Source organism: Leptothrix discophora, assembly GCF_030705305.1.
Lineage (GTDB): Bacteria > Pseudomonadota > Gammaproteobacteria > Burkholderiales > Burkholderiaceae_C > Sphaerotilus > Sphaerotilus discophorus.
The window spans coordinates 185637-201944 of record NZ_JAUZEE010000004.1 but is presented as its reverse complement, the minus strand read 5'-3'; the positions used below and the strand labels follow the sequence as shown (position 1 = coordinate 201944).

The 16308-nt window shown below is 70.8% G+C and carries 9 protein-coding genes; 1 reads left to right on the top strand and 8 read right to left on the bottom strand.

The features are described from left to right. Nucleotides 1-7 precede the first annotated feature (7 nt). The 7 genes from Q8X39_RS09685 to ugpB all read right to left on the bottom strand — a co-directional run bounded on the left by Q8X39_RS09685 (nt 8) and on the right by ugpB (nt 10008). Nucleotides 8-3703, bottom strand: coding sequence for a VCBS domain-containing protein (locus tag Q8X39_RS09685; protein ID WP_305749458.1), 3696 nt, complete (start codon nt 3701-3703; stop codon nt 8-10). A gap of 72 nt (nt 3704-3775) precedes the next feature. Further along, entirely contained in the window at nt 3776-4837 is a 1062-nt protein-coding gene (locus tag Q8X39_RS09680; protein ID WP_305749457.1) for a CaiB/BaiF CoA transferase family protein, read from the bottom strand. Then, nucleotides 4834-5628: a glycerophosphodiester phosphodiesterase gene (gene ugpQ, locus Q8X39_RS09675; RefSeq protein WP_305749456.1), complete on the bottom strand. Its 795-nt coding sequence runs from the start codon at nt 5626-5628 to the stop codon at nt 4834-4836. The genes Q8X39_RS09680 and ugpQ overlap by 4 nt, the downstream gene beginning before the upstream one ends. A 42-nt stretch (nt 5629-5670) precedes the next feature. Further along, nucleotides 5671-6816: a sn-glycerol-3-phosphate ABC transporter ATP-binding protein UgpC gene (ugpC, locus tag Q8X39_RS09670; RefSeq protein ID WP_305749455.1), complete on the bottom strand. Its 1146-nt coding sequence runs from the start codon at nt 6814-6816 to the stop codon at nt 5671-5673. Between the two features lie 31 nt (nt 6817-6847). Then, nucleotides 6848-7699, bottom strand: coding sequence for a sn-glycerol-3-phosphate ABC transporter permease UgpE (gene ugpE / locus Q8X39_RS09665; RefSeq protein ID WP_305749454.1), 852 nt, complete (start codon nt 7697-7699; stop codon nt 6848-6850). A 16-nt stretch (nt 7700-7715) separates the two neighbouring features. Continuing rightward, on the bottom strand, nt 7716-8603 hold the full coding sequence (gene ugpA / locus Q8X39_RS09660; protein WP_305749453.1) for a sn-glycerol-3-phosphate ABC transporter permease UgpA: 888 nt from the start codon (nt 8601-8603) through the stop codon (nt 7716-7718). A gap of 91 nt (nt 8604-8694) precedes the next feature. Continuing rightward, on the bottom strand, nt 8695-10008 hold the full coding sequence (ugpB, locus tag Q8X39_RS09655; RefSeq protein WP_305749452.1) for a sn-glycerol-3-phosphate ABC transporter substrate-binding protein UgpB: 1314 nt from the start codon (nt 10006-10008) through the stop codon (nt 8695-8697). 358 nt (nt 10009-10366) lie between these two features. Here ugpB and Q8X39_RS09650 point away from each other — a divergent pair, with 358 nt between their 5' ends. Next, on the top strand, nt 10367-14314 hold the full coding sequence (locus tag Q8X39_RS09650) for a DUF3683 domain-containing protein (RefSeq protein ID WP_407067996.1): 3948 nt from the start codon (nt 10367-10369) through the stop codon (nt 14312-14314). A 29-nt stretch (nt 14315-14343) separates the two neighbouring features. Here the strand turns inward: Q8X39_RS09650 and Q8X39_RS09645 are convergent, their stop codons facing one another. After that, entirely contained in the window at nt 14344-15960 is a 1617-nt protein-coding gene (locus Q8X39_RS09645; RefSeq protein ID WP_305749451.1) for a hypothetical protein, read from the bottom strand. Between the last annotated feature and the right edge of the window lie 348 nt (nt 15961-16308).

Genomic DNA, 16308 nt, shown 5'->3' with positions numbered 1-16308 from the left:
GTCGTTTTCAGTCGGTCAGGAGCTTGCCGGCCTGCATCAGCTGCCGGATCACCGCCGCATCGCCCGACGCCGAGCCGATCAGGTCCACGCCCTCGAAGGTGATGACCTGGTCGACGGCGCTGCCGGCACCCTGGCTGCGGATCTCCAGCCGGGTCGACAGGCCGTCCGCGTCGCGCAGGAAATGGAGGTAGTCCTCCAGGTTGCCCACACCGCCCGCGCCGCATTCGTGGCCGAGCAGGTCACGCAGGTCGAGCACGTCGCCGCCGGCCGAGGGCGCCGAGGGGTCGAAGTCGACGATGCGATCGTCGGGTGCCGCAGCGCCGCCGGTCGCGGCATCGGCCAGATACCAGCGGAACACGTCCGCGCCGAGGCCGCCGATGAGGCGATCCTCGCCGCTGCCGCTGACCAGCAGATCATGGCCGGCGCCGCCGTCCAGCGTGTCGTTGCCGCTGCCACCGCGCAGCAGGTCCTGGCCGTCCCGACCTTGCAGCGTGTCGTCGCCGTCCCGTCCGTACAGGCGGTCGTCGTGGTCGTCCGTGCCGGTCAGCACATGCGCGCCGGCCATCGCGTCGGCCAGCAGGGCGGTGGCCGACGTCGCGGCCAGCACCTCGGCCGTGACGACGCTGCCGACGCGTGCGCTGGCGCTGGCACCGGCCGAGTCGGTCGCCACGATCGTCGTCGCGCCCAGCAGGTTGAGCGTTGCGGCGCCGTCGAGCAGACCGCCGTCGCCGGTCAGGCGCACGCTGGCCAGGAACTCGTTCACCGTCGCATCGTCGACGCTGCCGCCGGACGTGGCGCTGACCGTCAAGGTGCAGGTCTGGCTGCCCAGCAAGCCGCCGAGCAGGCCACCACCGCCGAGGCCACCGGTGGACCCTGTCTGGACCGTCAGCCCGAGCGACTCGGCGATGCGTGCATCCCACGCAAAGCCGATGGTGCTGGTCAGCGCCCCCGTCAGGTTGCCCAGCAGGCCGCTGTCGAAACTCAGCTGCACCGACTGGAGGTTCTGGTCGACGTCGTGGGCGCGGAAGACCTGGGCGGCGCCGAAGTCCAGCAGGTCCAGCACCGCCGCGTCGACCAGGCCCAGCAGCCCGCCGCCACCACTGGCCATGACCGTCGGCGCGTCGTTGCTGCCGAGGATCGTGACGCTGAGGGTCTGCGTGCTGCCGTCGGCCGTCTGCACCGTGTAGTGATCGACCACGGTCGCTCCCGGCGGGAGGGCATCGACGCGGGGGTGGGCGTTGTCCAGCGTGTAGGTCCAGCGCCCATCGACGCCGACGTCCACGCGACCCAGTCCCCAGGCCGACGGTGCCTGGTTGACGGGCACGAAACGATCGGCCCAGGCATCGACGCCATCACCCGGCGTGGCGTCGCGGACCGACAGCTGGCCCTGGGCCCGGTTGTGCGGACCCTGGTCCGGGATGCCGATGCCGGCTTCGGTGACGTGGCCGCTCAGATCGCCGTCGACGAGGCTGTCGGCGGCCGTGCGTCCCGGCGTCAGCGTCAGGCCGAGCGTCCCGCTGGCGCGGTCGCCGTCGCGGTCGACGACCGTGTAGTCGATGACGGTGCGGCCGGCGTCACCGACCGCCGTGAGCTGCCAGTCGCCCGTGGCGACGTCGACGATCAGGGTGCCGCCCTGGGCGAGCGTGAGCGTCAGCTGGCCGGTCATGGCGTCGAACGCAGCGGCGCTGCCCGGCGCAGCCGTGCCACTGCTCGTGACCGAGGCGGGCGGACCGGCTGACAGCGCGTGGCGCAGGCCGTCGGCGACGATCTCGCTCAGCCGGGCGCCATCGGCACCGCCCTGGGCCAGGAAGTTGCCGCTGTGGATCTGCGTGGGCAGGGGCGCCGTGACCTGGCCCAGCGTGGCGGGATCGTTCAGGTCGCTTGCGTTCAGGTCGGAGACGGCCGCGCCGTCGTAGGCCAGGCCGTCCAGCGCCGCGGCCGGTACGCCGCTGCCGACGACCAGCGTGTGGCTGGTCAGCGCGCTGGCCTGTGTCCAGGCGACCCACGCGGCCAGCGTCGCCTCGTCGTTGCCACCGCCGCCCACCAGCGGGTCGGCAGCCGACAGGACGTAGCTCAGGTTGCGTGCATCGACGAGCTTGCCCGGGGCGTCGAAAGCGGCTTGTGCCGCCGCCACGACCTCGTCGAGGGTCACGCCGTGGCCGCCGGTCCATCGGGCCTGCAGGTCGACCAGTTGTTGGCGGGCGGTGGCGACATCGGTCCAGGCCGCGCCCTCGATCTGCGTGCCGCCGCACCAGCTGACCAGGCGGACGGCGACCTCGCCGCGGCGGTCGTGCAGGTCCAGCAGCCGTTGTGCCGCATCGATCGCCTGCGCCAGCCGGGTCATGCCGCCGGGGCCGTCCGCGACGGTCATCGCGTCGGAGACGTCCAGGTTGATGAGCAGGTTGGTGCGGCTCTCGACCGCCTGCACCACGATGTCCGGCGCCCTCGGCAGGTCGTCGGTCAGATGCACCGACAGGTCGGCGGTCTGCACCGTGCCGCCGATCTCGGCCTGCACCTGCAGGTCCAGGCTGCGCAGGTCTGCGCCCGATGCCACGTGGTCCAGCGGCCCGGACAGCAGGGCCTGCCAGCGCCCGTCGGCGGCGATCTCGATGCGCAGGGCCTCGACGCCGCCGGCGGTGCCGACATGTCCCACCAGCACGGCGCTGCCGCTGCCTTGCCAGACGATGGGCAGCCCGCCGGCCGTGCAGGGCTGCGTCGGTGCCAGCAGCGTGTAGGTGGTGGCGCTGCCGTCGCCCCCGGTGGCCAGGATCTGGCCGCTGACGACGACATGGGCGTCGGTCACGAGACCCGACTCGGCCAGGTCGAGCACCAGGTCGCCCGTGATCTCGACCGCCGGTCCGGGTGCCGGTGCCGGTGCCGGTGCGGGCGCAGGCGCAGGCGCAGGCGCAGGCGCAGGTTCCGGGGCAGGTCCGGGTGCCGGTGCCGGTTGCGGCGCAGGTTCCGGCGCGGGCGTCGGCGCTGGGCCAGGTGCGGGAGCAGGGGCCGGACCCGGAACGGGCGCTGGGGCTGGAACGGGCGCGGGTGCAGGTGCTGGTACGGGCGCAGGTTCCGGTGCATGGGCTGAATCGGGGGCTGGACCAGGAGCCGGAACCGGAACCGGAACCGGAACCGGAACCGCTCCCGGCGCGGGCCGCGTGGCGGCATCGACCGTGGCCGGCGTGGTCGGGCTGGTGAACAGGGGTGACAGCGCGGGTGTGGGCAGCAGCCCGGCGTTCGACGTCGGGCCCGTGCTGGTCTCGCCGCTGCCGGGTTCGATGTCGCGTGCGTCGGGTGCGACCATTTCCTGAACACGCGCCACCCGCAAGCCGGGCTGCAAGCCGGCGGTGCTGGCGCGGCGACCGGCGCCGGGGCCGTCGAACGTCCATTCCTCGTCAAAGGCCGGGGCTGGCCGCAGCCGGCCGTCGCCCTGGGTGATCTCGACGATGCCGTCCTGGGTCGTCAGGATGGTGTCGCCGCGGCGCACCTCGTCGCCGACCTGGAGCATGCGCAGCGTGCCGTCGGGCAGGCGTTGCAGGGCATGTCCCTGCAGAGCGGCCACCGTGCCGGCCGGCAGGCGTGCAGGAAGGTAGGCGGTGTCCAGCCGCGCGCCGTCCAGCACCACACGGGTGGCGTCCGGGGCGGGGTGCTGGGGGGCGTGGCTGGTGGGGCGGGAGGCGGGTTCGGCGTGGGTCGAGGTCGGCATCGGGATTCGGGCGCAGGCTTGCCCGTGATGCCGGTGTTATCGGACGGCCCCCGCGCCGACTTGACCGGTTGTTCAGCCCAGTGGCGTGAAGCGCGGCGCGATGGCCGCGTGGATCTGGCCGGTGGCCGGGTCGACGCGCAGCGTGCCGCGCGCGACGTTGTGCGGGTGCGCGGCGGCCTCGGCCAGGCCCAGCACCGGCGCGTAGCAGGCGTCGCTGCCTTCGAGCCGGGCGTCCCAGTGCGCCCGGGTCTGGCTGGCGAACCGCGCGGCCAGGCGCTGCTTGAGTGCCGGCCAGGTGCGCACGTCGTACTGGCTGTCGGGGGCGATGTCGTCCAGCCCGAGCCGCTGCAACGCCAGCGCCCAGAAGGCCGGCTCCAGTGCGCCCAGGCTGATGCAGCCGCCGTCGGCGCAGCGGTAGACGTCGTAGAACGGCGAGTCGTGGAAAGGGCTGTCGGGACGCGGCCCGGCCAGCTGGCCGCCACCGTGGATCCACAGGGCCAGCGTGCCGAGCATGGCGACCACGTCGACGATGGCCGCATCGACCACGCAGCCGCGGCCGCCTGGCTGGCGTGCGGCCAGCACGCCGCTGACGATGCCCAGCGCCAGGCCCATGGCACCGCCGGCATCGCCCAGCACGGTCGGCGGGACGATCGGCGGCTCGCCGCCGCGCCGGCTGCCCAGCGACAGCATGCCGCTGAGCGCGACGTAGTTCAGGTCATGCCCGGCCGCCTGCGCCAGCGGCCCGGTCTGGCCCCAGCCGGTCATGCGGCCGTAGACCAGCCGCGGGTTCAGGGCGGCGGCCTCGGCCGGACCGAGGCCCAGGCGCTCCATCACGCCGGGGCGGTTGCCCTCGATCAGCGCGTCATGGCCGGCGATCAGCGCGCGGGCGGCGGCGCGGCCCTCGGCGCTCTTGAGGTCCAGCGTGACGGGGGTCTTGCCCTCGACCAGGCGCGAGCCGTGCGGGCCGCCGAGCTGGTCGGCCATCGGGTTGCCGCCCGGTCGGCGCACCAGCGTGACCTGCGCGCCCAGCCCGGCCAGCATCCAGCCGGCCAAGGGTCCGGGGCCCAGGCCCTCGAACTCCAGCACCTTCAGCGTCGCCAGCGGGGCGCTGGCCGGCGTCGTGGGGGCATTCATGGCTGCGTCCTGGCGAGCGCCTCGACCTGCTCGCGGATGTCGTCGACCGCGTCGCTGATGACGCCGTCCAGGCCCCAGTCGAACAGCTGGCGCGCGCGCGCCGCGTCGTTGACGGTGTAGACCAGCACGCGCAGGCCGTCGGCCTGGCGCTGCGCGATCAGCCCGTGACCGTCGATCAGCCGGTGGTTGAGCACCACGGCGACGCAGCCGAGTTCATCGGCGCGCTGCCAGCTGTCGGCTTGCAGGGTGTCGAGCAGCAGCGCGCGCGGCAGTTCGGGGGCGGCGATGCGGGCGGCGGCCAGCGCTTCGGGCTGGAAGCTGCTGAGCAGCGGCCAGGGGCTGCGACCGGCCTGCACCGCGTCCTGCCACAGGTCGCGCACGGCCAGCGCGACGGCGCGCCCGGTCGGCGCATCGGTGCCGGTGGTCGGCTTGATCTCGATGTTGAGCGTGTGGCCGCGCGCCAGGCAGTGCCGCGCGATGGCCTCCAGCCGGGGCAGCGGCTCGCCGGCCCAGGCCGGGCCCTGCCAGCTGCCGGCATCGAGCCGCGACAGGGCGGTCCAGTCCAGCAGGCCGGCGATGCCGTGGCCGTCGCTGGTGCGCTGCAGGGTGTCGTCGTGCAGCAGGAACAGCTCGCCGTCGGCGCTGAGCTTGACGTCGCATTCGTAGCTGGTCCAGCCCAGCGCGGCGCCGTGGCGGAAGGCCGCCAGCGTGTTCTCGGGCGCCTGCTTGCCGGCGCCGCGGTGCGCGATCCAGCGCGGGTAGGGCCAGGGGGACAGGCGGGCAGTGGACATGGTGGATCGGGCCTGGCGGCCGCAGTCGGGGAGAGAAGATTTTCACGCCCGGGGCAGGCGTCGCTGACTCGTCGGGTCGTAGCCGTGCAGGTGTTCGGCGGCACAGCGCAGCGTGACGCGGGCGTGCACGACCGGGCAGGGCAGGGTGGCGTCGATGCGGGCGGTCAGCAGCGGTGCGGTGGCTGCATCGGGCGTGGCCAGGCGGGCGTGCACGAGACGTTCCGCGCCGAGCATCTCGACCATCTCGACGACGGCCGGCCAGTGGGTGGCCGCGCTGGAGAGGCCGTTGCCGTCGTCGTTGGCGATGCCCAGGTGCTCCGGCCGCACGCCCAGCAGCAGCGGTTCGCCGGGCATCGGGCAGGCGAAAGGCAGGTCGGCCGGCAGGTCCAGCGCCAGGCCGGCGCAGCGGACCTTCCGGCCGGCCTCGACGCGGGTCTCCACCAGGTTCATCGGCGGCGAGCCGATGAAGGTCGCGACGAAGGGCGTGGCCGGCTCGGCATAGACCGCCTCGGGCGTGCCGATCTGCTCGATCCGGCCGGCGTTCATGACGACCATGCGCTGGGCCAGCGTCATCGCCTCGACCTGGTCGTGGGTGACGAACAGCGAGGTGATGCCCAGCTCCGCATGCAGGCGGCGGATCTCCAGCCGGGTCTGGGCCCGCAGCTTGGCGTCCAGGTTGGACAGCGGCTCGTCGAACAGGAAGACCTGCGGCTGGCGCACGATCGCGCGGCCCATCGCGACGCGCTGGCGCTGGCCGCCGGAGAGCTGGCGCGGCCGGCGCTCCAGCAGCGTGCCGAGTTCGAGGATGGCGGCGGCCTTGTCGACCCGGCGGCGGATCTCGGCCTTGTCCAGGCCGGCGATCTTCAGGCCGTAGGCCATGTTGTCGTACACGCTCATGTGCGGGTAGAGCGCGTAGTTCTGGAACACCATGGCGATGTCGCGCTCGGCCGGCTCGAGGTCGTTGACGACCCGCTCGCCCTTGGCGTTGCGGAACAGGATCTGGCCGGCGCTGATCTCCTCCAGCCCCGCGACCATGCGCAGCAACGTGCTCTTGCCGCAGCCGGAGGGGCCGACGATGACGATGAACTCGCCGTCGTCGAACTCGGCATCGACGCCGTGCACGACCTGTTGCGCGGACTTGCCGAAGCCGTAGCGCTTGACCACGCCACGCAAGGAGAGAGCTGCCACTGGGTGTGTCCTTGACGGGTGGACCCGTCGTCTATTTCTCGGTGTCGACCAGGCCCTTGACGAACCACTTCTGCATCAGCACGACGACCAGCGCCGGCGGCAGCATCGCGAGGATGGCGGTGGCCATCACGATGTTCCATTCGATCTGCGCGTCACCGCCGGCAATCATCCGCTTGATGCCGATCACGACGGGGTACATGCGCTCGTCGGTGGTCACCAGCAGCGGCCAGAGGTACTGGTTCCAGCCGTAGATGAACTGGATCACGAACAGCGCGGCGACGCTGGTCGCCGACAGCGGCAGCAGCACGTCCCTGAAGAAGCACAGCGGTCCGGCACCGTCGATGCGGGCGGCCTCGGCGAGTTCATCCGGCACGGTCAGGAAGAACTGCCGGAACAGGAAGGTCGCGGTGGCCGAGGCGATCAGCGGGATGGTCAGGCCGGCGTAGCTGTTGAGCATGCCGAGGTCGGAGACCACCTTGTAGGTCGGCGCGATGCGGACCTCCACCGGCAGCATCAGCGTCACGAAGATGGCCCAGAAGCACAGCCGGCGCAGCGGGAAGCGGAAGTAGACGATCGCGAAGGCCGACAGCAGCGAGATCGCGATCTTGCCCAGCGCGATGCCCAGCGCCATCACCAGGCTGACCAGCATCATCTGGCCGACGGCGGCCTTGGAGCCGGTGCCCTCGCGCGTGCCGCCCAGGGCGGTCAGGTAGTTGTCGATGAAGTGCCCGCCGGGCAGCAGCGGCATCGGCGCCTGCACGATCTCCTGCGCCGTGTGGGTCGAGGCGACGAAGGTCACGTAGACCGGGAAGGCCACGACCAGCACGCCCAGCAGCAGCACCGCATGGGCGAGCAGGTCCAGCCAGGGGCGGCGTTCGACCATCACGGCGCGGCCCGCATCAGTAGGTCACCTTCTTCTCGACGAAGCGGAACTGCAGCACCGTCAGGCCGACCACGATGACCATCAGCACGACCGACTGGGCCGCCGAGCCGCCCAGGTCCAGCGCCTTGAAGCCGTCGTGGTAGACCTTGTAGACGAGGATGGACGTGTCCTTGCCCGGCCCGCCCTGCGTGGCCGCGTCAACGATCGCGAAGGTGTCGAAGAAGGCGTAGACGATGTTGATGACCAGCAGGAAGAAGGTCGTCGGCGACAGCAGCGGCAACTGGATCGTCCAGAAGCGCCGCCAGGGCCGCGCCCCGTCGATCGCGGCCGCCTCGATCAGCGAGGCCGGGATGGACTGCAGGCCGGCGATGAAGAACAGCACGTTGTAGGAGATCTGCTTCCAGACCGCCGCGATGACGATCAGCGTCATCGCGTGGTCGCCGCGCAGCAGGTGGTTCCAGTGGACGCTGAACAGGCCCAGCGCGTGCGCGACCACGCCCATGCCGGGCGAGAACAGGAACAGCCACAGCACGCCGGCGATGGCCGGTGCGACGGCATAGGGCCAGATCAGCAGCGTGCGGTAGAAGGTCGCGCCACGCACGATGCGGTCGGCGAAGACGGCCAGCATCAGCGACAGGCCGATGCCCAGTCCGGCGACCAGCAGCGAGAACACCGCCGTGGTCTTGAACGAGGCGAGGTAGAGCGGGTCGTTCCAGAGGTGGCGGAAGTTCTCCAGCCCGACCCACTCGACCGAGGTGCCGAAGGCATCGCTCTGCTGCAGCGACTGCAGCAGCGCCTGGCCGGCCGGCCAGAAGAAGAAGGCCCCGATCACCACGAGCTGCGGCGCCAGCAGCAGCCAGGGCAGCCAGCGGGAACGGAAGACGACGCGCTTGTCAGCGCTCATGCACGGGTCCTTCTGGGCAGACCCTCCCCGCCGGGCGGGGAGGGACGGGGAGGGGTGCCGTCATGTCGGCAGCCGGAGGCGAACGGGTCCGTCAGGGCTTGTTCGCCTTCTCGAAGCGCTCCAGCAGTTCGTTGCCACGCGCGACGACGCTGTCCAGCGCGTCCTTGGCGGTCTTCTTGCCGGCCCAGACCTGTTCGAGTTCCTCGTCCTCGATGGTTCGGATCTGCAGGTAGTTGCCCAGGCGGATGCCGCGCGACTTGTCGGTCACCTTGCGGACCATCTGGTTGACCGCCACGTCGGTGCCGGGGTTGTCCTTGTAGTAGCCGGACTGGTCGGTCAGCTTGTAGGCCGCCAGCGTGATCGGCAGGTAGCCGGTGCGCTTGTGGCTGGCCGACTGGACCTCGGCGTTGGACAGGAAGTTGAAGAACTGCGCCACGCCCTTGTACTCGGCCGGCTTCTTGCCCGACAGCACCCACAGGCTGGCCCCGCCGATGACGGTGTTCTGCGGCGCGCCGGTGACGTCCGGGTAGTAGGGCAGCGGCGACAGGCCGTAGGCGAACTTGGCGTTCTTCTTCACGTTGCCGTAGAAGCCGGAGGACGTGGTCATCATGGCGCACTCGCCGGAGATGAAGCTGGCCTCGGGCACGTTGGCACGGCCCTTGTAGACGAACAGGCCCTGCTGGGCCATGTTGGCCAGGTTCTCGATGTGGCGCACATGCAGCGGCGAGTTGATCTTCAGCCGCGCGTCCAGGCCGGCCAGGCCGTTGGACTTCGTCGCGTACTCGGTGTTGTGCCAGGCCGAGAAGCTCTCCAGCTGGGTCCAGCCCTGCCAGGCGATCGACAGCGGGCACTTGTGGCCGCTGGCCTTGAGCTTGGCGGCGGCCAGCGCCACCTCCGGCCAGGTCGCCGGGGCCTTGTCGGGGTTCAGGCCGGCGGCCTTGAAGGCGTCCTTGTTGAAGTAGAAGACCGTCGTCGACGAGTTGAACGGGAAGCTCAGCATCTGCCCGTTCGGCGCGGTGTAGTAGCCGGCCACGGCGGGGATGTAGGCGGCAGGATCGAACTTCAGGCCGGCGTCCTTCATGACCTGGCCGACCGGCACGACGGCGCCCTTGCTGGCCATCATGGTCGCGGTGCCGACCTCGAAGACCTGCAGGATGTGCGGCGCGTTGCCGGCGCGGAAGGCGGCGATGGCCGCGGTCATCGACTCGTCGTAGCTGCCCTTGTAGGTCGGCACGATCTTGTAGTCGGACTGGCTGGCATTGAACTGGGTGGCGAGGTCGTTGACCCATTCGCCGTTGACGGCGGTCATCGAGTGCCACCACTGGATCTCGGTCTGGGCCTGGCTGGCGAAGCTGGCGGCCAGGCCGGCCAGGGCCAGGCTCAGTCGGATGGCGGTCTGTTTCATCGGGACATCTCCGGGTGATCGGTGGGCAGGGCTGCGAACCGGGGCGCGAGCTTCGGTCAGGCCTGTGACCGCTTCATGGCAGCGGCTCGCACGACACGGTTTTGTCATGAAGCCGCGGGCCCGGCAACCGGGCAAGTCAGGATGCGGCGCGAGCCGTCCGGTGAGCACCGCGCGGGCGACCGCCGGCCGGGCGGCGCCCGGGCTCCGGCAAGGGCCTGTCTCCCAGGGAAAATACGCCCCTGCGCTACCATTCGCGATCGCGCTTGAGCCTGCCCGCCAGGACCTTCAGGCCCCGTTTCCAGCGGCGGGAAACACCCCGTCCGCGCCTCTCTCGCGCGCTGTTCGCGCCCGCGGCCTCATGAACGCTCCGCTCCCCCTGATGCCCAACGACCTGCCGGCAGGCGATGCCCTCGGCGCCGATGTCCACGTGGCCGATTCCGCCGCCCCGCGCCTGCGCGAGATCCCCTACAACTACACGTCCCTGTCCGACCGCGAGATCGTCCAGCGCCTGCTGGGCCAGCACGCCTGGAACCTGCTCGAACGCCTGCGCGCCGAGCGCCGCACCGGCCGGTCCGCGCGCATGCTCTACGAGGTCCTGGGCGACATCTGGGTGGTCCAGCGCAACCCGTACCTCGAAGACGACCTGATCGACAACCCGAAGCGTCGCCAGCTGCTGGTCGACGCGCTCAACCACCGCCTGCAGGAGATCGAGAAGCGCCGTCGCCCGGCCGAGGACGGCGAGCGCGACGCCGCGGTCGGCGAGCTGCTGGCGGCCGCGCGCGTCGCGGTCGAGCAGTTCTCGGCCCGCTTCCGCACGGTGTACGACCTGCGCGCCCGGACCCGCAAGGTGCTGGGCCGCCACACGGCGCGCGACAACGTCAAGTTCGACGGCCTGTCGCGCGTGTCGCACGTGACCGACGCGACCGACTGGCGCGTCGAATACCCCTTCGTCGTGCTGACCCCCGACACCGAGGCCGAGATGGCCGCGCTGGTGGCCGGCTGCGTCGAGCTGGGCCTGACCATCATTCCGCGCGGCGGCGGCACCGGCTACACCGGCGGCGCGGTCCCGCTGACCTGGCGCAGCGCGGTCATCAACACCGAGAAGCTCGAACAGATGACCGAGGTCGAGCACGTCTCGCTGCCCGGTCTGGCCCAGCCGGTGCCGACCATCTGGACCGGCGCGGGCGTGGTGACGCAGCGCGTGTCCGATGCGGCCGAGCGCGCCGGCTTCGTCTTCGCGGTCGACCCGACCTCGGCCGAGGCCAGCTGCATCGGCGGCAACATCGCGATGAACGCGGGTGGCAAGAAGGCCGTGCTGTGGGGCACCGCGCTGGACAACCTGGCGAGCTGGCGCATGGTCACGCCCGAGGCCAAGTGGCTGGAGGTGGTTCGCCTGGGCCACAACCTCGGCAAGATCCACGACGTCGAGACCGCCAGCTTCGAGCTGCGCTACTTCGACGCCAGCGGCAAGACGCTGGAGCGCACCGAGCGCCTGGACATCCCCGGCCGCGTGTTTCGCAAGGAAGGGCTGGGCAAGGACGTCACCGACAAGTTCCTCGCCGGCCTGCCCGGCATCCAGAAGGAGGGCTGCGACGGCCTGATCACCAGCGCGCGCTGGGTCGTGCACCGCATGCCGGCGCATGTGCGCACGGTCTGCCTGGAGTTCTTCGGCAACCCGAAGGAATGCGTGCCGTCGATCGTCGACATCAAGGACTTCATGTTCGCCGAGATGAAGCGCCCCGGCGGCGCCATCCTGGCCGGCCTGGAACACCTTGACGACCGCTACCTCAAGGCGGTCGGCTACACGACCAAGAGCAAGCGCGGCGGCCTGCCCAAGATGGTGCTGGTCGGCGACATCGTCGGCGACGACGAGAACGCGGTGGCGCGCGCCACCAGCGAGGTCATCCGGCTGGCCAACGGCCGATCGGGCGAAGGCTTCGTGGCGGTCAGCGCCGACGCGCGCAAGACCTTCTGGCTGGACCGCAAGCGCACGGCGGCGATCAGCCGCCACACCAATGCGTTCAAGGTCAACGAGGACGTGGTGATCCCGCTCGAACGCATGGGCGAGTACACGCTGGGCATCGAGCGCATCAACATCGAGCTGTCGCTGCGCAACAAGCTGGAGCTGGTCGACCGGCTGGAAGCCTTCTTCAGCGCCGGCTCGCTGCCGCTGGGCAAGACCGACGACGCCAGCGAGATCCCGAGCGCCGAGCTGCTGGGCGACCGCGTCCAGCAGGCCCTGGCACTGCTGGCCGAGGTGCGCCAGCGCTGGCAGGGCTGGAAGGACGGCCTGGACGCGGCCCAGCACGACGAGGTCAGCGCCGGCCGCAGCTTCTTCGACCAGCTGCAGGACCACAGCCTGCGGGCCTCGTGGCGCGCGCAGATCCTCAAGCCCTTCCAGCAGCAGATCTTCGCCGGCGCGGCCTTCGAGCCCATCGTCGAGGCCTGCCGCAAGATCCACCAGACGGTGCTGCGCGGGCGCGTCTGGGTGGCCCTGCACATGCATGCCGGCGACGGCAACGTGCACACCAACATCCCCGTCAACAGCGACAACTACGAGATGCTGCAGACGGCGCACGAGGCGGTCGCCCGCATCATGACGCTGGCGCGCAGCCTGGACGGCGTGATCTCCGGCGAACACGGCATCGGCATCACCAAGCTCGAGTTCCTGACCGACGAGGAGATCGGCAACTTCGCCGCCTACAAGGCCCGCATCGACCCGGAAGGCCGCTTCAACAAGGGCAAGCTGCTGCGGGCCAAGGACCGCACCGCCGCGCTGGGCAGCGAGACCCGCTCGGCCGACCTGAGCGAGGCCTACACGCCCAGCTTCGGCCTGATGGGCCATGAGTCGCTGATCATGCAGCGCAGCGACATCGGCGACATCAGCGCCAGCATCAAGGACTGCCTGCGCTGCGGCAAGTGCAAGCCGGTCTGCGCCACCCACGTGCCGCGTGCCAACCTGCTCTATTCGCCGCGCAACAAGATCCTCGCGACCTCGCTGCTGATCGAGGCCTTCCTCTATGAGGAGCAGACCCGGCGCGGCGTGAGCATCAAGCACTGGGAAGAGTTCGAGGACGTGGCCGATCACTGCACGGTCTGCCACAAGTGCCTGAGCCCCTGTCCGGTCAAGATCGACTTCGGCGATGTCTCGATGGCCATGCGCAACCTGCTGCGCAAGATGGGCCAGAAGAGCTTCCGCCCGGCGGGCGCGGCGGCGATGTTCATGCTCAACGCGACCCACCCCGAGACCATCAAGCTGGTGCGCGGGGCAATGGTCGGCGTGGGCATGAAGATGCAGCGCGTCGCCAACGACGTGCTCAAGGTGGTGGCCCGCAAGCAGACCAGCGCGCCGCCGGCCTCGGTCGGTGCCGCGCCGGTCAAGGAACAGGTCATCCACTTCATCAACAAGAAGCTGCCGGGGGGGCTGCCGAAGAAGACGGCCCGGGCGCTGCTGGACATCGAGGACAAGAACTATGTCCCGATCATCCGCAACCCCAAGGCGACGACGGTCGACAGCGAGGCGGTGTTCTATTTCCCGGGCTGCGGCTCCGAGCGACTCTTCAGCCAGGTCGGCCTGGCCACGCAGGCCATGCTGTGGCATGCCGGCGTGCAGACCGTGCTGCCGCCGGGCTACCTGTGCTGCGGCTACCCCCAGCGCGGCAGCGGCCAGTTCGACAAGGCCGAGAAGATGATCACCGACAACCGGGTGCTTTTCCACCGCGTCGCCAACACGCTCAACTACCTCGACATCAAGACCGTCGTGGTCAGCTGCGGCACCTGCTACGACCAGCTGCAGGGCTACCAGTTCGACAAGATCTTCCCGGGCTGCCGGATCATCGACATCCACGAGTACCTGCTGGAGAAGGGCATCACCCTGTCCGGCCAGGGCGGTTTCCTGTACCACGACCCTTGCCACACGCCGATGAAGCTCCAGGACCCGATGAAGACGGTCAAGGCGCTGCTGGGCGACGGCGTGGTCAAGAGCGACCGCTGCTGCGGCGAGGCCGGCACGCTGGCGCTGAACCGGCCGGACATCTCGACCCAGATCCGCTTCCGCAAGGAAGAGGAGATCCGCAAGGGCGAGGCCCAGCTGCGTGCGGCCGGGCACCAGGGCGACATGAAGATCCTGACGTCCTGCCCGGCCTGCCTGCAGGGCCTGAGCCGCTACCAGGATGACCTGAACAACGGCCTGCTCGAGGCCGACTACATCGTCGTCGAGATGGCCCGCCAGATCCTGGGCGAGAACTGGATGCCCGACTACGTCGGCCACGCCAACGCCGGCGGCATCGAGCGCGTGCTGGTCTGATCCGGCGCCGGCTTCGGCCGGAACCGCGCTCAGCCCGTCTGCAGCAGCCAGGCCGGTTCTTCCGCCGACGGCGTGGCCGCCGTGGTGGGCGTGGTCGTCGCGGGTTCCGACGATGCGGTGATCCGGCCGTCACGCCGGCCGAGTTCGGCATGCCAGGCCAAGGCGGCCTGGAAGTCCTGCCAGCTGAAGGGCGTACCGGAGCGGCGATCCAGCAGGGCCTCGGCCAGCCGCTGGCGTGACTCGGCGGGGCTGCGTCCGGCCAGTTCGGGGCGTCGGCGCAGCAGCGCCGAACGGGTGCCTGCGACGTCGACCTCGTCGATCAGGGCGCAATGACCAAGCTCCGGCACCTCAACCGCGTAGAGCCGCCCCAGCTCGTCGGCAATGTGGCCGTGCGCATCGGCCAGGCCGAGCCGACGGTACAGGTCCAGCAGCCGCAGCAGCGCGCCGGGCGGCTGGTCGATCTCACCATGCAGGGCGGTTTCCAGCAGCGCGACGCCGGCATCGAGGTGGCCGGTCGAGCGCAGCGCATCGACCTCCGCGTACAGCGCCACATGCGTCGACTCGTCCAGCGTGGCCCGAGACGCAGGGGCGGCGCGCAGGTGGGGCGCGTCGGTCTCGGGCATGTCGGAGGAATGCGGGTGCGTGGGCGGGTCGAACTGCCCGACGGTTGAACGTGTGCCGCGGTCTCGTGCATCCGTCGCCGCCAACGCAGGCTCTGCGCGCATCCGACGCAAGCTGATGTCGCGCCAGACGCGAGACGCGACCCGCGAAAGTCCCGCACCGATGCCGACCGCGAGCAGCACGCCGAGGGCGTCTCGGCGCAGGTCTTCCTGCCGGCTCAGGCGTTGCTCCTGGACAGCAACCTGTCGCTGCAGCGGCAGCAGGTCCCTCTTCACTTCGGAGAGATCGTGCTGCCAGGCCTGCATGAAGGCATCGGTGAGCGGGCTGGCGGTGGAGGCTGACGGCGCAGGTGGCGGAGGTGGCGCAGGAGGCACAGCGCTTGTCGGCGGCAGGAATGTGGCCAGCGCAGGCGACGTCGAGATGGTTGGCACGGAGGCCGACGCCGCTGCAGCCGCCGTCGGTTCGGCCGACCTCATCGGCGTTGGCGGCGGTGGCTCGCGCCAGGGCGGCGCGGGACTGGCGCGGTCTGGTCGATGGGGAGAGGGTGGTCGGGTCGGCGGTGGCAGCGCCCGTGCTGCCGACCTGGACTCGGAGGGTCTCCCGGGCGCTGCGTTCGAGGCTGGAGGGGCAGGCAGGGTGTAGGTCGCGGGTGCGAGGGGCCTGGCAGGTTCGGTGCCGTCGACCTCGGCCTGCAGCAACTGGAGACGCGTGAACGGCGGGCCGCAATGCAGGGTCGCGCGCAGCAGCATGCGCAGCAGCCTCAGCGGTTCGGGGTGTGTCAGCGTGACCCACGTGCTGCCGTCGTCGGCGCGTTCGGCGCCGTGCCATTCGAGCGGCACGGCTGCACCTTCGCGTGGGTCGACCGGTTGAAGGCTGGCGCTCAGGCAGCGTTGCGGCAGGGTGCCGGCGATCTGTTGGCCCTCTGCCAAGCGAGCTCGGACGGTGAGCAAGGGTGGTTCACCCAGCGTCAGGCGGTGATCGCCCGGTGTCAGCGACTGAGCCAGTGCCGCCCCGGCCACGTACATCAGGATGCAGGCCGTGAAGGTTGCGGGGCAGGGCAGCTTGCTTCGGCAGGTCATCGGGGCCTCCGTCGATCGGCGCGTGGGGATCGGGCCAATCTAGGAGCCGGGCGGCGGCAAGTCGATCATGACGAAGGGTGCCCCCCTTCGGGTGTGTCGGGCGGTGCACCGACCGAAAGGGGGATCGGCCGCCGTCCGCATCGGCGCGTCCGGCCAAAGGGTGGCGTACCCATGACAAAACCCGCCGGGACGAATCCGGGCGGGTCGTGGATCGCCTCGAGGGCGACGGGAGGTGCGGGCTGCGACGCCCGGCTCCGGTGGCAGGGCCCGTCGGTCAGGCCGACAGGCCGAGAC